At 67.6% G+C, this 21,986-nt stretch carries 15 protein-coding genes; 5 read left to right on the top strand and 10 right to left on the bottom strand.

Annotation, left to right across the window (positions count from 1 at the left end; genetic code table 11):
- Positions 1 to 315 precede the first annotated feature (315 nt).
- The 4 genes from ACZ7NC_RS25665 to ACZ7NC_RS25650 all read left to right on the top strand — a co-directional run bounded on the left by ACZ7NC_RS25665 (position 316) and on the right by ACZ7NC_RS25650 (position 4,249).
- Positions 316 to 1,566 carry a hypothetical protein gene (locus ACZ7NC_RS25665; protein ID WP_471491576.1) on the top strand — a complete coding sequence of 417 codons (1,251 nt, stop codon included), beginning with the start codon at positions 316 to 318 and terminating at the stop codon, positions 1,564 to 1,566.
- 468 nt (positions 1,567 to 2,034) lie between these two features.
- Positions 2,035 to 3,039 carry a hypothetical protein gene (locus ACZ7NC_RS25660; protein ID WP_471491574.1) on the top strand — a complete coding sequence of 335 codons (1,005 nt, stop codon included), beginning with the start codon at positions 2,035 to 2,037 and terminating at the stop codon, positions 3,037 to 3,039.
- A gap of 161 nt (positions 3,040 to 3,200) precedes the next feature.
- On the top strand, positions 3,201 to 4,040 hold the full coding sequence (locus ACZ7NC_RS25655) for a helix-turn-helix domain-containing protein (protein WP_471491713.1): 840 nt from the start codon (positions 3,201 to 3,203) through the stop codon (positions 4,038 to 4,040).
- The gene (locus ACZ7NC_RS25650; protein WP_471491573.1) at positions 4,037 to 4,249 is read left to right on the top strand and encodes a DUF397 domain-containing protein; all 213 of its coding nucleotides are present in this window, start codon (positions 4,037 to 4,039) and stop codon (positions 4,247 to 4,249) included. Before ACZ7NC_RS25655 ends, ACZ7NC_RS25650 begins: the two co-directional genes overlap by 4 nt.
- A gap of 25 nt (positions 4,250 to 4,274) precedes the next feature.
- Here ACZ7NC_RS25650 and ACZ7NC_RS25645 read toward each other — a convergent pair whose 3' ends face one another.
- The 5 genes from ACZ7NC_RS25645 to ACZ7NC_RS25625 all read right to left on the bottom strand — a co-directional run bounded on the left by ACZ7NC_RS25645 (position 4,275) and on the right by ACZ7NC_RS25625 (position 16,023).
- Positions 4,275 to 4,952: a hypothetical protein gene (locus ACZ7NC_RS25645; RefSeq protein ID WP_471491572.1), complete on the bottom strand. Its 678-nt coding sequence runs from the start codon at positions 4,950 to 4,952 to the stop codon at positions 4,275 to 4,277.
- Complete coding sequence (locus ACZ7NC_RS25640) at positions 4,949 to 6,187, bottom strand: AAA family ATPase (protein WP_471491570.1); 1,239 nt, start codon at positions 6,185 to 6,187, stop codon at positions 4,949 to 4,951. The genes ACZ7NC_RS25645 and ACZ7NC_RS25640 overlap by 4 nt, the downstream gene beginning before the upstream one ends.
- Before the next feature lie 74 nt (positions 6,188 to 6,261).
- On the bottom strand, positions 6,262 to 11,523 hold the full coding sequence (locus tag ACZ7NC_RS25635; protein ID WP_471491569.1) for a class I SAM-dependent DNA methyltransferase: 5,262 nt from the start codon (positions 11,521 to 11,523) through the stop codon (positions 6,262 to 6,264).
- Between the two features lie 79 nt (positions 11,524 to 11,602).
- The gene (locus tag ACZ7NC_RS25630) at positions 11,603 to 14,536 is read right to left on the bottom strand and encodes a helicase-related protein (RefSeq protein ID WP_471491567.1); all 2,934 of its coding nucleotides are present in this window, start codon (positions 14,534 to 14,536) and stop codon (positions 11,603 to 11,605) included.
- 209 nt (positions 14,537 to 14,745) lie between these two features.
- On the bottom strand, positions 14,746 to 16,023 hold the full coding sequence (locus tag ACZ7NC_RS25625; protein WP_471491565.1) for a serine/threonine-protein kinase: 1,278 nt from the start codon (positions 16,021 to 16,023) through the stop codon (positions 14,746 to 14,748).
- A gap of 400 nt (positions 16,024 to 16,423) precedes the next feature.
- Here ACZ7NC_RS25625 and ACZ7NC_RS25620 point away from each other — a divergent pair, with 400 nt between their 5' ends.
- Entirely contained in the window at positions 16,424 to 16,993 is a 570-nt protein-coding gene (locus ACZ7NC_RS25620; RefSeq protein ID WP_471491711.1) for an SDR family NAD(P)-dependent oxidoreductase, read from the top strand.
- Between the two features lie 156 nt (positions 16,994 to 17,149).
- Here ACZ7NC_RS25620 and ACZ7NC_RS25615 read toward each other — a convergent pair whose 3' ends face one another.
- Genes ACZ7NC_RS25615 through ACZ7NC_RS25595 form a run of 5 tightly spaced genes read right to left on the bottom strand, consistent with a single transcriptional unit; the run spans position 17,150 to position 21,961 of the window.
- On the bottom strand, positions 17,150 to 17,848 hold the full coding sequence (locus ACZ7NC_RS25615) for a hypothetical protein (RefSeq protein ID WP_471491564.1): 699 nt from the start codon (positions 17,846 to 17,848) through the stop codon (positions 17,150 to 17,152).
- 24 nt (positions 17,849 to 17,872) lie between these two features.
- Positions 17,873 to 18,352, bottom strand: a complete 480-nt coding sequence (locus tag ACZ7NC_RS25610; RefSeq protein ID WP_471491562.1) for a hypothetical protein — start codon at positions 18,350 to 18,352, stop codon at positions 17,873 to 17,875.
- Between the two features lie 14 nt (positions 18,353 to 18,366).
- Complete coding sequence (locus ACZ7NC_RS25605; RefSeq protein ID WP_471491561.1) at positions 18,367 to 19,605, bottom strand: MCE family protein; 1,239 nt, start codon at positions 19,603 to 19,605, stop codon at positions 18,367 to 18,369.
- Positions 19,602 to 20,879 carry an MCE family protein gene (locus tag ACZ7NC_RS25600; RefSeq protein ID WP_471491559.1) on the bottom strand — a complete coding sequence of 426 codons (1,278 nt, stop codon included), beginning with the start codon at positions 20,877 to 20,879 and terminating at the stop codon, positions 19,602 to 19,604. Before ACZ7NC_RS25600 ends, ACZ7NC_RS25605 begins: the two co-directional genes overlap by 4 nt.
- Entirely contained in the window at positions 20,876 to 21,961 is a 1,086-nt protein-coding gene (locus ACZ7NC_RS25595) for an MCE family protein (protein WP_471491709.1), read from the bottom strand. The genes ACZ7NC_RS25600 and ACZ7NC_RS25595 overlap by 4 nt, the downstream gene beginning before the upstream one ends.
- Positions 21,962 to 21,986 lie beyond the last annotated feature (25 nt).

Here is a 21,986-nt window from a genome sequence, read left to right as displayed (position 1 = left end):
GAGCCGGGGTGCTGGGGGAGGCGGGCAGCCCTCCGGGATGTCCTGATCGCAAGGCGCGGGCGGATGCAACACGCGACGGTGGCGGTCTAACCGCCCGACCCGGCCCCACACGCCGCCCGGTCGCCTCCAAGCCGAGCTCATCGAAGTGTCGAAACGTCGTCAGGTCCGGACAGGCGGAGGTAGCGTCAGGCACCTTGAGGTCTCCGAGATGGGCAGCGTGAGAACTTCCATCGTCGGAAGACCCCGACCCCTGCCCGGCCACCCCCGCGGCCACCGCCCACGCCCTCGACTGCGAAGAGTCTTCAGGAGCCGACGATGGATGACGACATTCAGCTGATCAGTGACGGCGATGGCCTGGCGGTCATCGGAAGTCCGACGGCTGTCGAACGCTTCCTCGTCTCCGAAGGACTGCCGTCGAAGGACCTCGGACTGCCAAGGCTCGGATCCATCCTCAATGCCGCGGCTGGAGCCGCGCAGACAGGTTCCGATATTGCAGCCAAGTCGGGTCGCTGGGTGAAGTTGTCTGAGCAGTCCGCGCAAGCTGCTGAGAAGTACGGGCTGATGAAGGGTTCGCATGCGGGTGTCAGCCGTGCCGTGTTGACCAAGAACGGCAAGATCAAGGGACTACTCGAATTGGAGAGGACGCCCGGGTGGTTTCTGACCAATCCGGCGCGTCTGGCCGGTGCAGCGGGGCTTATGGCGCAGCTTGCGATGCAGCAGACCATGGACGAGATCACCGACTATCTCGCCGCGATCGACGAGAAGGTCGACGACGTGCTCCGCGCCCAGAAGGACGCGGTGTTGGCGGACATGATCGGAGCGGGCTTCGTCATCGAGGAGGCCATGACCGTCCGAGAGCATGTGGGTCGGGTTTCCGAGGTCACGTGGTCGAAGGTGCAGGCCACGTCGATGACGATCGCGCGAACCCAGGCCTATGTGTTGCGTCAACTCGACGCGCTCGCCGAGAAGATGGAGAGCAAGACCAAGATCGGCGATCTCGCCAAGGCGTCCAAGGACGCGGAGTTCACAGTTCGGGAGTGGCTCGCCGTTCTGGCTCGTTGCTTCCAACTGCACGACGCGATCGCCGTGCTCGAACTCGACCGCGTGCTCGATGTGTCTCCGGATGAGCTGGACCGGCATCGCCTCGCACTTCGGGCTGCCCGGCAGAACCGGATGGAACTCATCTCACGGAGCACCGAACGTCTGATGGCCCGCGTGGATGCGGCTGTCGGCATGGCCAACGCGAAGGTGCTGTTGCACCCGACCGCGTCCCCAGCTGTGGTGAATTCGGGCAACCACGTCGCGATCGCCGTCGTTGACTTCCACGGGCGGCTCGGGATCGAGCGCGGTCGACAGTCATTGGACGCGAGACGATGGGGGGAGGCGGCCGCGGAGACGAGGGACAAGGTGCTCGAGGCGGGAGCAGAGGGCGTCAATGCCGCCAGGCGCCTCGGTAACGAGACCCTCGGCCGAGCCAGATCGGTGACGGGCAACCTCTCCGGCGGGATCGCCGAGCGAGTGCTCCGTCGGCGCGGGGACGACGAGGAACGGGACGAGAAGGGCTGAGACGTCGGCACAAATGCGCCTGCGGCGGGCCGGTCGCTGCTGGAGGCCGACGGATTCGGCCCCACCTGCACCCTCGATTGCGATGGGCCCCGACACCTCGCCGCTGCGGCTGGGAGTCGGTTCACACACCGTCTTGGCCAGAGTCGCCCACAACCCGGGACCGCTTGCGGGGCAATGGGGCACAGAGGGCCCGGTGACCGCCTGTTTGCCCAGCTCGGCACCGGGGCGCGGGATGCCGTGACTCGGGTGGGCGCGATGTTCTTTAAAGCCTTCGGGGAAACTACCAACCCCACCAAACCCGGCCTGGACGTCCGCGAGTTGGGGCGCCACTCGTTCGAGTGATGGGAGCGTCGGCCGGTCGCCCGGGTGGGGTACGGTCGCCGCACACAACCACAGACAGAGAACGGCCCCCGGCAGGACGGCAATCCCGGCGAGGGCCTGACCAACCAGGAAGATACGAGCTTCCCAATGGCTGATCCGCAGTCTAACGCGGCCCTGCCCGCGTACCCGACGCCCGAGCACTCGTTGCCCGCGCCTCCGGAACTCCCGCCGGACGCACCCCGCGCCGGAGTCCTCCACGTACGGCACCGTCACACCGAGCGCTACACGGTTGTCGGCAACCACCTCGCCCAGCACCCCCGCCTCTCCGCCACGGCGATCGGCATCGGCGTCCACATCCAGTCCCTCCCCGATGGCGCCTCGGTCACCATCAAGGCGTTGACCCTGCGCTTCCGGGAGGGCGAGGTGACGATCGGCAGGGCGCTGCGGGAACTGGAGACAGCCGGGTATCTCGTCCGCCGCCGGGTGCCGCTCGGGGGTGGCCGTATCGCCACGCGTACGTTCTTTCTCGATCACCCGGGGGCGTTCGTACGAGCCTCGGTGCGGGACAGCGGTTTGGAGGCTGCCGCCCCTGTCCCGTCCCCTGCGGCAGGGGATGAGCCCGAGGCTCGACCTGCTCCGGGGGCGGTGGCTGGTCAGGGCCTGGCGGAGGGCTCGCGGCCTGACTCGCCGTCGGCTTCCGTACGTACGAGGCGTGCTGCCCCCGAACCCGTTACGGTGCCCACCGGATCGGCGGCCGACCTGCTCGCGCGTCTGCGTGTCGCTGACGCCCGGCTGTTGCTGTCCGAACGGGACGTTGCGCGGCTCACGCCCGCTGTCGAGGCCTGGCTCGCTCGTTCCGCGACGCCGGATCAGATCACCCGCACGCTCACCGCGGGCCTCCCGTCCGAGACCGTCCCCATCCGCCACCCGGCGAGCCTCCTCGAATACCGCCTGGCCACGCTTCTTCCACCGCCGTTGCCGGCGGGGCCTCCTGGTACGGCGACGGTGACGTCTCCACCGTCACTGGTACCGCTGGTCACCTGCGACGGCTGCGAACGCGCGTTCCGCTCGCATGACCCGCGCGCCCTCTGCCGGGATTGCAGGGAACGCCATGGCCGCCACAAGGCCGAACCGGTCTACTCGGCCGCCTGAGCCGGTACCGGCAGCGAGCACTTGTGCGGGTGAACTTTCGAGGTTCGGCGGTGTGGTGACCGTGTGCTTTTTAGCGTGGACGTGGGTCGGTAGGGGCGGTGGAGGTGAGCGGGCGGGTGAGTGAACTGGCACGGGAGCCGGACGGAACCGGGGCTGCGGGCATGGGCTCGGACGGCGAGACGGAGGCTTCGGGGGCGCCCGAGCCGGGCTCGAGCATCCTTCGGGTGTTCGGGCGGCAGCTGAAGCGGTTCCGGCTTCGGGCGGGGCTGGAACGCGCTGAGTTCGGGTCGCGGACGGGGTACTCGGCATCCACGATCGCGGCGTTCGAACAGGGGAGGCGGGTGCCGCCGCCTCGGTTCATCGATGTTGCGGACGAACTGCTGGACGCGGGCGGGGTCTTGCAGGAGATGAAGGAGGAGGTTGCGAGGGCGCAGTTTCCGGCGTTCTTCCGGGATGCGGCTCGGTTGGAGGCGGAGGCGGTCGAACTCCACGTGTACGCGAATCAGGCGGTACCGGGCTTGTTGCAGACGAAGGAGTACGCGCGGGCAGTGTTTGGGATGTGGCGTCCCTTGTTGGACGAGGACACCATCGAGCAACGGGTTGCCGCTCGCCTCGCCCGGCAGGAGATCCTCTTCCGGAGGCCGATGCCCACGATTAGCTTCGTCCTTGAGGAGACCTTGCTCAGTCGGCCTCTCGGAGGCCCCTCTGTGATGCAGGGACAATTGGAGCAGCTTCTCTTGGTTGGTCAGTCGAGGAACGTGGAGATCCAAGTGATGCCGACGTGCCGCGAGTCACACGCGGCGCTTGGCGGACCGTTCACCTTGATTGAAACGAGGGAAGGGCGCAGGATCGCATACGTGGAAGCACACCAGGACAGCCGCCTGCATACGGAACGAGGTGCAGTTCGCGAGTTCGAGGAGCAGTACGGCATCCTGCGAGCACAGGGGCTGACTCCACACGATTCCCTGGCCTTTGTAAAGAAGCTTCTTGGAGCGACATGACCTTCGCGATGCCTGAACATGCTGTACCTGATCTCGTTTGGATCAAGAGCAGCTACAGCAGTGGAGCTGGCGGGGAGTGCGTAGAGGTTGCCACCTGTCCTCACACGATCCATGTGCGGGACTCCAAGGACACTGCCCGTCCGGGACTGGCTGTGGGCCCGGACGCTTGGGCGATGTTCGTCGGGCACGCGGTCCACCAGATCGGCTGAGCCACAGGGCACAAAAGTGAACGGGTTACCTACAGCGAGGACTTGGGACGGAGGCTGCGGACCACTGGCCAAGTTCGTGGGCGAAGTCCTTGTAGGAGCGGTTGGTGCCGGTCGGACCCGAGGCCAGTAGGCCTAGCGACCGGGCCTGTTCGGCGATCTTGGGCCCCTCACTCTCCCGGAAGGCCGGGGAACCGAGCCTGCGCTTGAGTTCTTCCTTGGGGCTCTTGATTGTTCCGGTGTCGCGGCCTTGCAGTTGCGCGGGAACCTTCCAGTTGGGTCGGACGGCCGGGAAGGCGTCCGGGAAGAGTAAGAGCCAGGCTTCCGACTCCCAAGCGGCAAGCGCCAACGCCGAGTTGCAGGGACTCTCACGGGAGAGGGCTCCGGCGACGTTCGCGCGGATACGGGTGTACGCGGCGTCCGTGTAGCCATCCAGGTCCTCGTGGATCACCAGGCCGACCAGAGGGCCCTTCGCCCGGAGAGCACGGCCCTTCGCCTTGCCAATGATCGTGCGGATGCGGGCGGCGAGTTCGGGACCTGTGGCCGTCTTGAGCCGGGTCTTGTCGCTGATCTCGACGAGCCGGGCGTTGCTGAGGTCCGGGTGGTGCTGCTTGATGATCTCGGCGACGATTCGGCAGTCGTTGGAGTCCTCGCCGGCGAGCACGATGACACCGCGCTCCTGCGGCCCTCTGTTCCTGGCCGTCACAGCTCGTCCCCGGTGAGGTCGCCCCCAAGGACGCCGGAGAACCACAGCTCGCCGAGCGGCAGGTCTCCGCTCTCCTCGACGATCGCGCGTACGTCGTCTGTGGTGATGGCGGGGATGAGGGAAGCACCGTCGTCGTCCCGCTCGCAGATCACGATTTCCTCGGGCAGTAGGCGATCCGTGAGTGCGGGGGAATGGGTGGCGACAATGAACTGAGTGAGTGCGCTGGCCTCACGCAGCCGCTCCACGATCAGTCGCAGAGCCTGCGGATGAAGTCCGTGGTCGATCTCTTCGATGCACGTGAGGGCGGGAGGCGAGGGGTCGTAGAGCAGGGCGAGGAGGCCGAGGAGGCGGACTGTCCCGTAGCTGGCGTCGGCAAGGGGAGTGGGGTGCCGCAGACCGCGTTCGCGCAGAAAGACGGCGATCTGGTCGGCCCCGCCTCCGACATGGACGAACTCGATGTCCAGCAACTGCGGGAGCACGGAACGTGCGTCGTCCACCAGCCGGTCCCAGAGATCTTCGTCGCCAGTGTGGTCGCCCATGTGGAGGACGTACAGGAAAGCGGCCAGGTTGTCCGCGTTGGACGACAGGACGTCGTAGTTGACCCGGGACGGCTGACGCGCCGCGTCCACGTTCACATCGAATACCCGGAGCGAGGAAAGTTGGTGCGCCACTCGCGCAACCTCGGTGCGGCCTTCCGCGCTGGCCAGGCGGGGAAGGGTGGACAGACCGCTGCTGAGTCGCTGGATGCCGAACTCACTGCTGTCCTCAAGACCACTGCTCGGCCGGGTGTCGACCACGGTGGCGCGCTCGCCCGACACGGTGATGCGGCGTCCTCGCCCCCGCGTCCGCTTGAATTGAAAGCTCTCGCTGCGGGTGAGTCGGTATCGGCCGTTGTCCTTATTGCTGGGCGCCGAGTAGCGCCGGACCTTGAGGTCGTATTCGTCGGGGGCGTTGGGACTGGAGTGCGTGGTCCAGATTGCCTTGAGCCGAATACGGAGGGTCGTCGGCGGCTTGGGTCCGCCCCAGAACGCGACCTCATCGAACCCGCCTCGGCTTTCCAGGGCAGGTTCGAGGTCGGTACGGATGATGTCGGCGAGCAGATCGAAGACTTTGAGGACATTCGACTTACCGACACCGTTCGCACCGACGAGGACTGTCAGAGGACCTAACGGGATGGTGACGTCCCGCAGACTCCGAAAGTTCTCCACGTGCAGTTCAAGCAACTGTCCTGGCATGGACGGAACCTATCGGGAGGCGTGGGGCAGGATGGGTACGACAGGTGTGGCGGTCGGACACGCGCCGCTGACGGTCAGCCATCCACCGGCGTCTCACGCCCGCCAGCCACTGGCTCGGGCGGAGTCCACCGACCGGCAGCGATCTCGGCATCCAGCCGCGCCTGGAAGTGAGCGTGAGCACCCCGCATCTCGGATTCACGATCCGCCTTGTAGAAAGGGGACTCGTATCCCTCGGGGGGCGGGGTGGTGTCGGGACTTTCGAGGTGCGCGAGGAGGGCCGGGTAGGTCTCCTTGTTCTGGCCGTAACCGTAGGTGTTGTGGTTGCGCGAGATCTTCCGGCCCTTTGCATCGAAGTACATCTCTGCCTCGTAGTCGGATAGCACGGGGTAACGCGACTTGTAGATGGCGATGAGCTGATCGGCAGTGATACCGAGCCACACGGAGACGAGGGCGTCCAACTCTACGAGGGCAGCGCGGCGTTCGTACTCCGTCCGGAGCGGGGTGTCGTACTCCCAGGTGGGACTGAGGCATCCGGACAGCGGCTTCAGGTTCGGCCAGTTGTCGTAAGCCCAGTCTTCGTAACCAGGCCAGGTGGGGTGGAACAGCTCTCCCCAGAGGGGCGCGTAGGCGTTGGTCAGGGAGTTCAGGCGGAGGGTGCGAAGAATGAGGGGAGGAGCCAGGGGATGGTCGGAGACCGGAGCAGGCATTTTAAGAGCTTCACCAACCATCAGGTTGGCGCGTCCTGTAATGCGCAATACGTAGTCGATAGGCAGACTGCTCCAGAAGCCGGCATTCAGTACCGTAAGAGATTTATTTGCAAATCCTAGAGAATGGATTCCGTGAATGTGGGCAGGGCCTGGTGGGATTATCGCAGGGAATAGACTCCTTTCGTTGGAGAGTGGAATCATGATTCGCCAGGCCAGGCGAAAATTCTCTGTGTAGGGCCGCATCTCCCATTTGTCCTGTGCCTCAATATATGTTGCGAGGCTGCAGTCTCTTACGTAGTTGGTTGCCGGGATCAATTCTGGTGGGATGCGAGTGAGGTCCCATGATGAGTAGTCTTGGTTGTGTCGGCATGGGTTGTTCGGTTGCTTGGAGAATGGATTAGCGATTGATAGATGTGGGCCCTGGAGGATTACCTCGGACAGGTCGGATGGTGTTGTGGTTTCCCACCGGATCAGGCCGGACTTCTTAGCTCCCGCTTCGTGGTATCCAGCGCTGATGTAGGGGCTGAATTGTGACAGGCGTGAAGTGTTTTTGGAGAGCGCAGCAACCGCGCCCTCCTCCGTTGAAGTTACAGGGTATAGGAGAGGTGTCTGGCTAGTTGATGTCCCCGTTGCGCCTAGGAGAAGATTCCATAGGGATAGCCTAGTGGCGTCGACCTCGACAAGGCGCTCTCTGTGTGGGCGTAGATCCCAGGTTCCGGAATTCTTAATTCCTGGAATCTCTCCTTTTCCGTCATGATGGAGTGATCCCATTAGGGTGTCGGGGGAATTTAGCCATGCCGCCTGAGTGAATTTGATTTCTTGAGGTGTGCCGTAGACGTGAACGCCGAACTCCACCATGTCGTGAATCTCGGCGAACACCTTTCTGCGATTGGCAAAGTGTGCGTGGATGCGTAGGTGTTGGTATGTTGCTGCTCTTAGCTTGCCCTCTTTGATTCCGGAAAAATGTGTGTCCGGGTGAATCAAGCCTGCCATTCCAGGGGCGGTCATGTTTAGCCAAGTCCGGCACATGAAGGCTCTGTACAAATCTGGCTGTGTGCCAACCAGTAGTGGGTATGTAGTTGCGCTAGCCATTAGTGCGGCCACTGCGGAGTTCGCCGTCAACTCTTCCAGGAAGAAATTCGCAGATTGCACCCCTGCGGTAATTGCCTCTTCCTTCCGGAGGTTCCACTCCGAGGTACTCGGTTTTTCAGAGAGGGCGAACCAAGGATCCAGTTCAGCCAAAACGAGATTCTCTTTCCAGCGCGGCTGCACCCAAGGCGGATTCCCCACCTGCAAGTCGTACCCACCCCGTGCAAACACCTGCGCAAAGTCCAACTCCCAATGGAAGAAGCCCTGGGCCCGCGCCACATCCCCCGCCACCGAAGCCCAAGGGAACCGCAACTCCAGCTGCTGGAAATGCTCCATCCCCATCAGGTCCGGCAGCGCATCCTCATAAGGCTCCAGCTCCGCCAGCGACCCGAACTCCGCCACCAGCGAGTCGGCTGGCACATCCTCCGTGCCGATCAGCGCCTCTGCGAACTCCAGCCAGTCGTCCAGCCCCGCCAGCGGGACCATCGCCCGCTTGCGCGCACCCCCGATGGCCTCCTTGCGGCGCCCCGTCCGCCGGCGCTCCACCGAAGCCGCCGTCAGCTCGCCGCCCCCCGTGATCTCGCCGAACAGATCCTCCGTCTCCCAGGACATCAGCACGCCGGACTCGTCCGCCGCCCGCAGCCCCTCCGCCACGGCGCCCGACGGGAGTTCATCCGCCCCCCGCTGGTACACCGCCGCCGTACCGTCCAGCAGCCCAGCCTCCTGCACAGGCCAGAACCACAGCGCGCACCACGCGTCCATCAGTGTCTTCAGGCGCCAGTACGGAGTGTCCGGTGCCGTCAGGTCGGCGACGACCTTGTCCCGCTGTACCGCCACCTCCGGTGACCGCAGCCAGCCGTCCTCCGCGCCCCAGACGTCGATCCGGCGCGAGATGTCCCGCTCGGAGATCTCCAGGCGTCGTACGACCAGTTCCCACAGGAACTCGACCCGGCGGGCCAGGGCCTGAAGTCGTTCCGACTGCTTGGCGGTTGGCGTGCGGGTGATCATCTTGCGCCAGTTGCCCAGCGTCCGTGCCGCCTCCGGGGCGAGCGCCTTCGCTTCCTTCTCGGCCGCCACCGCGCCCCACTCCTTCGCCGGGAGGAGGAAGTGGTGGACGGCGTTCTCGGTGACCCGCTGTACCGAGCCGCTTCGGGTCGTGCGCTCGGTCACCGTCACCGGGAGGCCGTTCGCCGCCTCCGTCAGGGGGAAGCGTTCCGGCGTCGTCCCCAGCCAGGCCGCCTTCTTCAGCTTCTCCGCCGGGTACACCTCACGCCGGCCGCCGATCAGCGAGTTGCCGCGCCGCAGGTGCAGGCCGAACCAAGGGGCCTCCATGCCGGGGTGCATGGTGTTGAGCCACAGGGACACCTCCGCCAGCTCAACCGCCGTCTCGTTGAGGTCGACGCCGTAGGAGTTGTGCAGGGCGACGTACGCCTTGGCCTTCTGGAGCTCGATCGCGTACTTCTCCGTGTCGATCGGCGTGCCCAGCTCCTCCTGGCGGCGGCGCAGGTACTCCGCCGCTACCTGGTTGATGGCCTCGTTGAGGAACGCGCCCGAGCCGAGCGCCGGCTCGCAGATCTTCCAGTCGAGCAGCTCGCGTGCCTCGGTCGTCGTGCCGTCCTGGTCCAGGCGGTGCTGGAGGGCCAGTTGGACCGTGACCTTGGTGAGGGACTCGGGGGTGTAGTACGAGGCGGAGGTCTGGCGGTCGCGGCCGGAGAGGCGGTAGACGAACGAGCCGGGAGTGTAGGTGACGCGGACGTCCTCGCCGGTCTCCTCGTCGCGGCGGTACACGAACACGTTGCTCGGATAGTCGTCGATCTTCGACTTCGGGATCAGCCAGGAACCGTCCTTCGGATCGCCGCCCTTCGCGACCTCGTACAGATCCTCGTTGTCGGCCGCGATGAAGCCGCTGTACGACATCAGGCCTTCGTACACGGCCCCGAGCTGGTTGATGCCGAGCTGGGCGTATGAGATGAAGCCGCCGCGTTCGCCCTTCTTGCCGCGGGTGATCATCAGCAGGCGTAGCACCTTGTAGAGGGTGGCGTTCCGCAGCCGGGTGTCCAGGAGGCGGCTTGAGCCTTCAAGGCCGGACTCATAACCGGCCTCGGCGTCGTCCTCGTCGGCGTCGTCGTGGGGGTGCGGGATCGCGCCCAGGCCGATCAGTCGGATCGACTCCGGCTCGAACAGCTTGGAGTGCAGCGGCTCGAAACGCAGGCCCACGTCCTCGCTGGCCTTGTCGTCCGCCTCGACGCCGCCCTCCTCCGAGGCCGAGGGGCGGCCGTGCGTCCGGCGGGAACGGTAGCCCTCCTGCACCTTGCGGAAGAGCAGGTCCAGGGACTCGTACAGGTATGTGCCCTGACGGGACTTCTCGTCGACGAGGTCGCGTTCGGCGATCAGTTCGCCGAGGCGGCCGAGGCCGTAGCCCTGCTGGTACTCGGGATAGTCGGCGGGCAGGATGCCCAGCTCGGGGCGGGCCTCCGCGTAGAGCAGGAACAGGATGCGGTAGAGGTAGCGGAGCGACTCGCGGGTCAACTGCTTGCCGAGGTCGGGCAGTTCGCCGATGTCCTCGGGGCGTACGCCCTGGTCGCGCAGCCGGTCCAGGACCTCGCTCGCGATCAGCTCGACGCTCAGCCGCAGGCCGTCCCGCAGCTCGCTGGAGACACCCACCGCGTGCTTGGTGGACTTGTCGACGAGTTCCGCGAGGGGGTTCTCGCCGCCCTCCTCCGGCGTGCGCAGCGAGTCCGCGCCGAACAGGGCGGCGATCGTGTCGAGTTCGCCGCCCGCCTTGGTGTCGTTGCGTTGCAGGGCCGCGTCCAGGGAGACCGCGAGGTAGCGTCCCTCGCCCCACACCATCCGGTCCGCGAGGACGACGACGCCGCCGACCAGCAGCAGCACGTAGCGGGGGGCGTCCTCGCAGGCGAAGAGGAACGAGGCGAGCTTCGAGCCCGTCGGTACGGTGTTGCGGCCGTCCAGTGCCACCGGCTCCAGGAGGCGGCCGGGGCCCTCCGGGTCGAGGGCGGCGTCCGGTTCGGCGGCCCAGCCGCAGTCGACCGCGACCAGGCCCTTCTCGGCGTGGGCCACCCGCACCTCGTACGGCTGGTCGGCTCGCGTGACCGTCATCGTGCGCGGCTTGGCGTCGTAGCCGAGTGCGCGCAGCACGTCCGCGTTCAGGGTGCGGACCCGCTCGCACCAGGCGGGGGAGTCGTACGTCGCCGAGTCGTCCTCGGTGTCCTGGGCGGCGGCCGTGCCGTCCTCGTCCTCGGGAAGCGCGAAGGAGGAACGGGCCCGGAAGTAGCGGCGGCGCAGCTCACGCAGGCCCGCGCGCGGGGTGACGGGCAGGGCGTCGGCGGCCGGTTCCCCCGGCGCCGCTTCGGACGTTCCGTCGGCTCCCGCCGTGGCCGCCCGCTCGGCCTCCGCCCTCGCCTCGTCCTCGCGCTGCTTCCAGGTGGCCAGCAGGCCCGACTTGAGGTCCTTGGGCAGGACTTCGGCGAGGTAGTGCGCCGAGAAGTAGTCTCCTCGGTTGACCAGGGAGTCGTACGTCATGTCCGGTCTCTTCTCAGGGAATCACAGGTCGGGAGGTCTGGCGGGGGCGCGGGCCGGTCCGTGGGTGGGCGGCGCAGGCTCAGGCCGTGGACGGCGGACGCGTCGGCGCTTCCGGGTCGGGGACCAGGACGGCGAGGACCCGCATCAGGGGGCGGCCGGTGGTCAGCAGTGAGTCCGCGAGCGAGGCGAGCGACTTCTTCGTCCGCTCCCCGGCGAGGGTGGGCTGCTCCCAGTCGCCCAGGCGTGCCTTGTAGTCGTCGATCGGCTTGCGCAGCGGCTCGTCCCAGGCGTCACGGTGCCGGTCGAGGAAGCGTTCGGCGGCGGCCAGGGCGTCGGGGATGCCGGCCTCCAGTGCGGTCGCCGGTTCGCTGTGGCGCATCGGGTTGGCCATGGTCGGTCCGACCCCGGAGCGGCGCAGCAGCCCGACCATGTCGTCCTCGACCGTGCCGCCCCGTGTCACGCCCATCCACTTGACTACGGTCGGACGGCCCAACGCGTTGGAGTAGACGCCTTGGACGAGGTACGTGGGCTCGGGCACGTCCGCTGTGATGATCAAGGCCTCCTGGCGGCCCAGGCGTACCAGGACCTTGTCCGTCAGCCACTCCACCACCGGATGCAGATCCGTGAGCAGGGAGATCTCCGGCCAGCTGGACGTGGACGACTCGCGGGCCCGCTTCAGGGAGTGCTCGGCGAGCCGGCGGTTGAAGGTCACCAACAGCCTTTCACGCAGGCGCTGTTCGCGTACGTAGTCCAGCGGGAGCGCCTTGAGACGGTGCACCAGGTCGGTGGGCGGGCGGAAGGACATCAGGCCCGACTCGGTGTCGCGGTGCAGGTCCAGGCTGGTGGTCGCGTCGGGGAAGACCTCGCGCAGCGCCTCGTCGAGGAACTCGGCGGTCGACGTGAACAGGCGCGGCACCGCTGCGTTGCCCGCTCCTGTCCCTGCGCCGCCCGGTGCCGCCGCGTCGGCACCGCTTCCCTGGGCCTCCTGCTGATCGCCGTCCCCCACGCCCGGTTCGGCGTCACCCACCGAACCGAAGAAGTCCGCCAGGAAGTCGTCCATGGCCGCGTCCGCCTCGGCCTCCGCGCGGCGCGTGTCCAGCGACTCGTCCACCGTACGGCCGCGCAGCAGATCCTGGATGAGGGACTTCTCCTCGGCCTCCGCCCGGTACAGGCCTGTCACCGCTTCCGCCGTGCCCAGCGCCCGGTGCGCCTGGTCCTCCCGGTCCAGCAGCCGCTCCGCCACCACTGTGTCGTCCTTCGCTCCCTCCACCTCACTGGTGAGGATCAGCGCGCGGAACTGCGGCTGGTGCGCCTGCCCGTACCGGTCGATACGGCCGTTGCGCTGCTCGATGCGGATCAGTGACCACGGCACGTCGTAGTGGATCAGCTGGTGGCACTGGCGGTGCAGGTTGACGCCCTCGGACGCCACATCGCCGGTCAGCAGGATGCGTACGGGCGCGTCCGCCAGACCGAAGTCCTCCACGCACTGCATCTGCTGCTCGTCCGACAGGCCGCCGTGCATCACCCGCGTCGACTCCCCGGCCGCCCGGCCCCGGAAACCGAGCGCCGCCGGGAGCACCGTGCGCAGCCACTCCAGGGTCTGCACCCGCTCGGAGAAGACCACCACCCGCGCGTCCGACTTCGGGCCGACACCGATCGCCCTGAGCTGCTCGACCAGCGCCGCGAACTTCGCCGAGTCCGCCTCCGTCAGCGGCGCCACCAGCTCCTGGAGCGTGCGCAGCGCGTCGAGCTCGGCGCGGGTCGCCGTCGGGTCGTCCTTCTTCTCCAGCGTCTTGATGCGCGCGGCGACCGTCGCCTTCAGCGCGGCGTGCGAGGACAGGAACGACTTCAGCAGCGTGTACGGGAAGAGGGGAACGCCGCTCACCGACGTGCCGTTCTCGCCGGGAAGCCACACGGCCGCCAGCTCCTCGAAGATCTTCTCCTCGGCGGGCGTGGCCGCGCACCGTACCGACTGGGAGGGGCCCCGGTCCGCCCACTGGCCCTTCATCTGCTCGCGGACCTCGGGGCTGATCTTCGTACGGCGGATGAAGAGGTGCTCGATGTCCTCGGCGCGGTAGTGCTCCGGGTCGCGGATCGCCGCCGGGTCGAGGAGGCCGATCAGCTCCGCGAACGACTTCGCGTCACCGTTGTGCGGGGTCGCGGAGGCCAGGATCAGGGCGTCCGTGCGCGGGGCGAGGATCTGCGCGAGCTGGTTGCGCAGGGAGCCGCGGTTGATCAGGTTGTGCGACTCGTCGATGACGACCGCGTCCCAGTTGATGCGCTCCAGGTGGTGCTTGTACTGGTCGGTGTTCTTCAGGGTGTCGATCGAGACGATGACCCGCTTGAAGTACGTGAACGGGTTCCGGCCCGCCGGGATCTCCCGCTGGATCCGCTCGATGCCGACCGAGTCCAGCCGTACGAGAGGGATCGCGAACCGGGTCCACAGCTCGTGCTGGAACTGCTCCAGGACGTGCTGCGGGGTGACCACCAGGATCCGCTCGCCACGCCCCCGCCGGATCAGCTCGGCCAGCGTCAGACCGATCTCCAGGGTCTTGCCCAGACCGACCACGTCGGCGATCAGCAGCCGCGGGCGCAGGTTGCGGCCCGACAGGGCGAGCTCGGCGGGGCGACGCTGGTAAGGGAGGGAGTCGAGGAGGAACGAGTCGGCGAGGGCCAGCCGGCGCTCGGACTGCGGCAGCGCGGTCTTGCGCAGGACCGCCTCCAGGAAGAGACGGGAGCGGCGGAAGTTCGACGACTCGTCCCGGACCAGCTTCGTACGGCGGGGGTCGATCAGCTCGATCGTGTCCAGGCCGGTGAAGAACACGGCCTCCTGATCCCGTACGAAGTCGGACACGCCCACGACGTCGACCTTCGCGCCGTCGTGCTCGGTGCGCACGGAGTTCCGCACGAGCCACACCTCGTCGCGCACGAAGACCTGCGCGCCTGCCGGAAACTGGTCCTCCCCGTCGGGGCGAGGGCCGACCGGTGCGGTGCTGCTCTGCTGGGCGGTCACCCGCTGCCTCCCGTGTCCGTCGTGCTGTGCTGTTGTCGCGGTCGCCGCCCGGCTCGGGCAGGCCTGCCGCTCACGCTGTTGTACCGCTCCACTGTGCCGTATGGGCGGCAAAGCGCGTGAACCACCCTCACCGGGGCAGACCCGCAGGTCAATGGTGCGCGGTGCGGGGGTGCCGGGGGAGGCTCCCGGACCGGTGCGCGGGATGTGGCTCAGAACGCGGCGCGCGCCGCGTAGGCCTCGCGCAGCTGCTGGGCGGTGCGGCGGGCCTGGGCGGAATGGCGCAGGGAACGAGCTGGGGGCCGACCGGTGGAGCGGGGCTGCCGTGGCATGTCCTGTGCGTTCTGAGCGCTCTGCCGATCCTTTGCGTTCTGAGGCACCGGGGCCGTAGGCGCCGGTTGAGCGGGCGGCTCGGCCTGCGCTGCCTGCTGTGGCGCGGTCGGATGCCTGGTCGGCTGGGTATGCGGAGCGGGTTCCTCCGCGACCCCGGGGACGGTCGGCGGTGCGTCATGGAGCTGCGTGGTTGCCGGATCAGATACGGCAGGGACGGGAGCAGGAAGGGCCGCGCTTTCCGACACCGGCGCCGACAGTAGCGTCGGGAAGTCCTGGGGCGGCGCGGCCGTGTAGGTGGTGAGACGCCGGCGTGCCTGGGCGAGCTTCAACCCTTGCGCCTCGACCAGGCCTCGGCACTGCTGGACGACCTCGGTGATCGTGGGCCGGTCCTGAGCGTGGTGGGACAGCATGGCCGTCAGGAGGGGGACCAGCTCGGGTGGCGCCCCCGTCAGATCGGGGGCGGTCGCCGGATCGGTCACCATGTGGAACAACACGTGGATGTTGTTCGCGTGGTACGGCAGGTGGCCCGTCGCGGCGAACAGCAGAACCGTACCGAGTGCGTACACATCGACGGCGCTGGTCAGAGGCTTCACACCATTGGCCTGCTCGGGCGGCATACAGGACGGGGTGCCTACGACCGTGTTGGCTGCGGTGAGGGAGGCGCTCGACTCGGCGAAGACCGCGAGACCGAAGTCGATGATCTTGGGTCCGTTCGGGCCGAGCAGGATGTTCGCGGGCTTCAGATCCCGGTGCAGAAGCCCCTGCTTGTGCACATAACTCAGGCCCTCGGCGAGAGTGGCGCCGAGCGACAGGACGAGGAGCGCGGGCAACGGGCCGTGCGTCACCACATGTTTGCCGAGGTCCGGACCCTCCACGTACTCCGTGGCCAGCCAGGGCTGTTCCGCCTCTGCATCCGCGTCGAGGAGCTGCGCGATCCGTGCGCCCCAGACCGTCTTCAGGATCTCGATCTCCTGCGCGAAGCGCAGTCGGGCGGTCGAATCGACGACGGACGGCTTGATGATCTTGACCGCGGCCGGCTCACCGCCTGGAGACTCGCCCAGGTACACCTGTCCCATGCCGCCCTGGCCGATCCGGCCCAACAGCTCGAAGCCGCCGATCTGTGCCGGATCTTCGGGGCTGAGCGGCGTGGTCTGCACGTCTGTCCTTCGGTCGGGTCCGCCGGGCGGAAGCTGTCGCAGCGGCTCCGCAACAAGCTAGCCGATCCGGCCGACAGCCTGAGCACATCGAGCGGACCTTCTCGGCATGCCGGTGTGACGATCCGCGAGTGGGCCTTTCCTCTTCAGGTTCCTTGCTGTGAACTCGCCATCCACGTCAACCGCCCTCTTCGAGGCCCTGCACGAGTATCAGATACAAAAGGGGCAGGCAGTTTCGCTCAATCCCTCGCGACCGGCGTAACTCTCCTGAGGATGGCAATGAGGAACCCACAGCCCGTTGACCTCGGCTCGGCGCACGCGATCGTCACCGGGGGGCGAGCGGCATCGGGCTTGCGGCCAAGACGCGCGCTATCGCTGGGCTGGAGGATGAGCAGGGACAGTCCTGCGACGTCCTGATCACCTCGGCCGGGCTCGCCCGCCCGGGCACTTCCTGGAACTCTCGGACGAGGTCTTCCGGCAGATGATCGAGGTCGACTACTTCGGGACGCTCCACGCGTTGCGGGCCGTGGTTCCCGGCATGGTGGAGCGCGGGCGGGGGAGCGTGGTGGCGGTGTCGTCCGCCGCCGGGCTGCTCGGGATCTTCGGCTACAGCGCGTACGGACCGGCCAAGTTCGCCGTTCGGGGGCTGATGGAGTCGATGCGGGCCGAGCTCACGCCAAGCGGGGTGCATGTCGGTGTCGCTTTCCCGCCTGACGTGGACACCCTGCAGCTGGCCGAGGAGAACCGGTGGAAGCCGGACGAGACGCGGGCGGTCGGCGGGACGATCAAGCCGATCCCACCGGAGAAGGTCGCGGCGGCGATCGTGGCGGGAATCGACCGGCCTCGCTTTGTGATCTGCCCGGATACGGGCACGCGGGTGCTGGCGCGGTTCGGCAGTGTGCTGATGCCGCTACTCAATCGGGAGTTCGACCGCAGGGTGAGGGCGGTTCGCAAGGTGAGCAGGGACGCCTGACCGGGCCGTAAGGTGCATGTGCCAGTCCGGGGCTGGCAGGTCCGGCGGCCCGGCTGCGGGGCCGCCGCGGGAGCGTCTGAGATCATGCATCGCGCTGCGAGGCCGCCCTTGTGGGTGCCGCTGTTCTTCTCGGCAGCAAAGCCGTTGCCTTGGGCGTCAGAGCGCGTCCACCGCGCTCACCTTCCAGCCGCTGTCCGTGAGCGTCATCGTCATCCGCACCCGGTTCAAGTCCACCCGCGCCCCCGAAACCTGCGTGCTCTCAGTGACCTGATTGACGAACAGCAGCACCACGACCTCGTCCGGCGAGGCCGAGACGACGGAGGCTGACGGGGAGTCGGCGGAGGCCGGGGTGGCGATTGTTGCCTTCACCACGCCCCGGTATTTCTTGGCCGTTGGGGTGACCACCGTCTTCGTGGTCTTGGCGTATTCGTCTTGGAAGTCGCCGGTCAGGTGGGTGCGGGCGCGGGTGAAGTCTCGGTCGAGGTGGCGGTAGTCGTACGACAGGATGGTCGGGGCCGCCTTGCGGGCGGCCGCGAGGGCATCGGTGCGGGCCGTCTCCGTTCGTCGGGCGTCCCAGTACTGCCACCCCACCGCGGCCGCCGCAACCAGGCCCGCCACCAGCAGGGCGCCGAGCAGTGCTGTCAGCAGGTTTCGGCGGGGGCGCGTGCTCCGCTCTTGCTGTGTGTCTTCCTTGGACTCCTCCGGTGACGGCTCCGGTGGGTCCTCCCAGCCGTTCTTCGGGGCTTCGATGAGCACGGTGCGTCCCGCGACCGTGGTTGCCGGGTCCGGTTCACGGTGGCTGCGTTCCGCGCGCTTGGCTGCCGCGCGGGCCGCTGCCGTCAGGGTCTTCGGCATGGTCGTACTCCTCAATCGTGCTTGTCAGCCGACGAACTCGACATCCGACGTCAGCCAGCGGCCGCCCCGGTCCACCAGATCCAGCTGCAGGCGATACGTGCGCGCCTCCCCTTGCGGCACCGCCGTATTGGTCACCTTGCTGTCGGCCACCACCAGGACACGGGCCGAGTCCTCGTCCGAGCGGACGATGCCTGCCTCCAGGACCTGGCCCTCCGAGATCGACTTGTTCTCCGCCACCAGTTCCGTCAGCTGCTTCGTCTGTGCCGCGAACTGCTTCTTGAAGTCGCCGGTCGCGCCTGCCAGTACGTTCGCGCTGTCGCGGTCGTAGTGGCGGTACTCGAGCGAGGTGAAGTTCAGGGCTGACTGGCGGGCCGCGGCCAGGATGTCCTGGCGGCGTTGGTCCGACTCGCGTTGTGCGAGGAGGCCGAGTGTCAGCCAGATCGTGAGTGCGGTGGTCAGGGTCGTCGACAGGATTAGTCCCGCCGTTATTGCCCTTGAGCTCATCATCGTCCTCGTCCTCATGCCATCGGGCCGGCCAGCAGCCATTGCCACGACTCCTTTCCGAACACGGCCCGTTGGCCGCCCGTCGAGCCGATCTCGACGTTCCTTCCGTCCGGGCCGGTGGTGGTGCCGGTCTCCGGGTCGTACGGGGTGACGTACGGCGCGTTCTGCGCCCCCCGTACCGACGACTCGCTGCCCCGCGGCAGCGTGCAGCGGGCCTCCGTGTTCGCCTCGCGGGTGCTCGTGTCCGCCGGGTCGCGGCGCGTCGTGTCGTAGCCCTGGGTGCAGGAGGGCGGGTCGTCGGCGTTCACCACCAGGCCGAAGTGGGTCGTGCCGTCGCCGGGGACGACCGTGTTGCTGCCCGCCACCATCACCGGGAAGGTGACCAGTGCCTGTTCCACGCCGGGCAGGCGGGCCAGGGGCACCTGGCCGCCGCTGATCAGGTTGGCCAGTAGGACCGACAGTTCAGGCCTCACCGACTTCAGCAGCAAGTTCACCTCCTGCGCCGCCGGCCGAGCATTGCCGATCAGCTTGCGCAGGTCACCGTCGCTCGCCTTCAACTGGGCCGTGAGGGCTGCAAGATCGCTCGCGAATGACTTGATCGACGAGCCCTGGTCCGCTTGCGTCTTGAGGACCTTCCTCGAGTCCTCGATCAACGCGATCGTCTCCGGCAGCGCGTCCGACGCCGACTCCACCAGCTCGTTCCCCGAGTCCACCAGGCGGCTCAGGTTCGGGCCGGTTCCCGCGAACGCCTTGCCCAACTCGTCGACCGTTACCCGGAGATCCTCCTTGCCGACCGAGTTCACCAGGCGGTCCAGGCTGAGGACCAGGTCCGTCGTCGGCAGCGGCACGCGTGTGCTCGCTCGCGGGATCGTGCTGCCGTCGAGCAGATACGGGCCGTGGGACGTGTGCGGTTGCAGGTCTACGTACTGCTCGCCCACCGCCGAACGGTTCGCCACCACCGCCAGCGTGTCCGCCGGGATGCGCGGTGCCCCGTCCTCGATGTCCAGAACCACCGAAACGCCATCAGCGCCCGTCAGGTTCAGCGCGCCCACTCTCCCCACCGGCACCCCGCGGTACGTCACCTCGGCGCCGGGGAAGATGCCCCCGGACTCGGCGAAGTCCGCCCGGACCGTGTAGCCGCGGTCCAGGATCTCGTCCACCAAGCCCGTGTACTCGGCGCCCACGTACGACACCCCTACGGCGGTGATGGTGGCGAAGGCGAGCAGCTGGGCCTTGACCGTGCGTGTGATCACGGCTGCACCCCCTTCAGCATCAGCTCGGCGAGTTCGAGGTTGATCCCTTCGGGCCAGTCGCCCTCAGCCCCGTATCCGGCCGTGCACACCGGTGGGCACAGCACGCCACCGCCGCCCCCGGGCGGGGCCGAAGGCGACGGCGACGGCACGCTCGGCACCTTCGGGAGATTCGGTACGTCCGGCAACTCAGGGATCTCAGGGCTCTCGGGGATCTCGGGCAGCTCGGGGCCCTGCGTGTCCCCGTCGCCGCCCCGGCCGTCCCCGCCCGGCTCCTCCCTCAAGTTGCCGTAGATCCCCGCCAGGTCCAGGTCCGCCGTGATGTGCAGGTTGACGTAGTCCCCCTTGATCGCGTCCACCACGTTGCGCGGGAAGGGGTAAGTCGTCAGCAGCTCCAGGGAGTTGGGCAGGTCGTCGCCCGCCTTGTTGAGCTGTTGCAGGATCGGGCGAAGGTGCTTGAGGTTGGCGACCGTGTCTTCGTGCGAGGTGTTGACCACCGTGGTGCCTGTCCGGCCCAGTTTCGACAGCGCCGTCAGCATCCGCGTCAGGTCACGACGCTGGTCGGCCAGGACCTTGAGAGCCGGTGGCATTTCCTCCACCGCCTCGGCGATCGTCTCCTTCTCCTTGCCGAGCCGCTTGGCCAGCCGGTCCACGGCCTTCAGCGCCCGGACGATGTCCTCCTTCTGCTTGTCCAGGCCGCCCAGGAACACATTCAGCTCCTTCAGCAGCGACTTGACCCGGTTCTCCCGGCCCTCCAGCGCCTTGTTGAGCTCGACAGTGATCGTCTTCAGCTGGGCCACCCCACCACCGTTGAGCAGGGCCGACAGTGCCGACAGCACCTCCTCGATCTCCGGGTTGCGTCCGCTGCGGGACAGGGGGATCACATCGCCGTCGGCGAGACGACCGGCCGGGGCTGTCCCCACCGGCTTCGACAGCGCCACGTACTTCTCGCCGAGCATGCTGGTCTGACGTAGCTCGGCGATCGCGTTCGCCGGCAGCTTCACCGAGTCGGTGACTCGCAGCCGTACGCGCGCGTGCCAGCCGTCCAGCTCCACCTTCTCGACCGCGCCCACGGTCACGTTGTTGACCTTCACCGCCGACTGCGGCACCAGGTCCAGTACGTCACGGAACTGGACGGTGACGTGGTACGCGTTCCCGTCCGCCGCCGCGCCGCCGGGCAGCTGGACGTCGTACCAGCCGTTGAACTCGCAGCCCGACAGCACCATGGAGCCGACGGCCGCCCAGGCGAGTGCCCCGCTCCTGCGCAGTACGCTCATGCGCTCGCCCCCAGGATTCCGCCGAGGGTCCGGTCGACCGTGCCCGTGACCGCCGCGCCGCCCTGGGGCAGCTTCGGCAGGGAGTCGAACAGTTCCGTCAGGTCCCGGCAGTCGGTCTTCTCCCCGGTCGTCTTGAGGATCGAGCACAGCAGTGACGCCGGGTCCTGCGGCTGGTTGGGGTTGTTGCGGGTGTCGAGGGTGCCGGCCGACGGGTTGTAGGCGTTGTTGAGGTTCGACATGCCGGTCGGGGCCACCTCCAACAGCTCCTCCAGCGCCGCCCGTTGGGTGACGAGCACCTTGGTCACCTTGCTGAGACCCTCCACGTTCGAGGTCAGCGACTTCTTGTTCTTCTTCACGAAGGCGGAGACATCGCCGAGCGCCGTTCCCAGGTTCTTCAGTGCGGCCGCCAAGTCCTTGCGCTCGGCCGCCAGTTGTTCGGCGACCTTCGCGAGACTGCTGTTGAACGACCGCACGCTCTTGTCGTCCGACGCCAGCGCCGCCGTGAAGACCTGGAGGTTGCGGACCGTGCCGAACAGGTCCGTGCGGCCGTCGGAGAGGGTCGTTACCGCCTCAGAGAGGTCCTCGACCGTCCGGTTGAGGTTCTTGCCCTGGCCGTCCAGGTTGTCCGCGCTCACGCCCAGCAGTCGGGAAAGGGAGCCGTCCTTGTTGGCGCCCTCGGGGCCGAGTGCCTCGGCCGTGGTGTGCAGGCTGTCGAAGACACGGTCCAGTTCGACGGGTACGGCCGTGCGCGACTCGGGGATCTCGTCCCCGGTCCGCAGTACCGGGCCGTCGCCCCGGTACACCGGCAGCAGCTGTACGTAACGGTCGCTGACCACCGAGGAGTTGATGATGGCCGCCTGTGCGTCCGCCGGGACCTTGCGGCCGGCGTCGTACTCCAGCTCCACGCGCACCCGGCCGCCCTCCGGCCTGATCTCCTTGACCTCGCCGATACGGACTCCCAGCACGCGGACGTCCGAGCCCGGATAGATACCGACCGTGCGCGGGAAGTACGCCGTGACGCGGACCGGCTCGGGGCGCGGCCACAGGACGTATGCGAGCGCGGCGACCAGGACCGGAGTCATCAGCAGGGCCAGGCGCTTCCTCCAG

It is taken from the genome of Streptomyces sp. NPDC111802 (assembly GCF_055634335.1).
Note: the sequence above shows the minus strand (reverse complement) of the source record. Positions and strands in the feature narration are given on the sequence as shown.

Excerpts from the sequence above, each read along its gene's own strand:
- ACZ7NC_RS25665 (WP_471491576.1), top strand. The coding sequence starts at position 316 with ATGGATGACGACATTCAGCTGATCAGTGACGGCGATGGCCTGGCGGTC.
- ACZ7NC_RS25660 (WP_471491574.1), top strand. The coding sequence starts at position 2,035 with ATGGCTGATCCGCAGTCTAACGCGGCCCTGCCCGCGTACCCGACGCCC.
- ACZ7NC_RS25655 (WP_471491713.1), top strand. The coding sequence starts at position 3,201 with ATGGGCTCGGACGGCGAGACGGAGGCTTCGGGGGCGCCCGAGCCGGGC.
- ACZ7NC_RS25650 (WP_471491573.1), top strand. The coding sequence starts at position 4,037 with ATGACCTTCGCGATGCCTGAACATGCTGTACCTGATCTCGTTTGGATC.
- ACZ7NC_RS25640 (WP_471491570.1), bottom strand. The coding sequence starts at position 6,187 with ATGCCAGGACAGTTGCTTGAACTGCACGTGGAGAACTTTCGGAGTCTG.
- ACZ7NC_RS25635 (WP_471491569.1), bottom strand. The coding sequence starts at position 11,523 with ATGACGTACGACTCCCTGGTCAACCGAGGAGACTACTTCTCGGCGCAC.
- ACZ7NC_RS25615 (WP_471491564.1), bottom strand. The coding sequence starts at position 17,848 with ATGCCGAAGACCCTGACGGCAGCGGCCCGCGCGGCAGCCAAGCGCGCG.
- ACZ7NC_RS25610 (WP_471491562.1), bottom strand. The coding sequence starts at position 18,352 with ATGAGCTCAAGGGCAATAACGGCGGGACTAATCCTGTCGACGACCCTG.
- ACZ7NC_RS25600 (WP_471491559.1), bottom strand. The coding sequence starts at position 20,879 with ATGAGCGTACTGCGCAGGAGCGGGGCACTCGCCTGGGCGGCCGTCGGC.
- ACZ7NC_RS25595 (WP_471491709.1), bottom strand. The coding sequence starts at position 21,961 with ATGACTCCGGTCCTGGTCGCCGCGCTCGCATACGTCCTGTGGCCGCGC.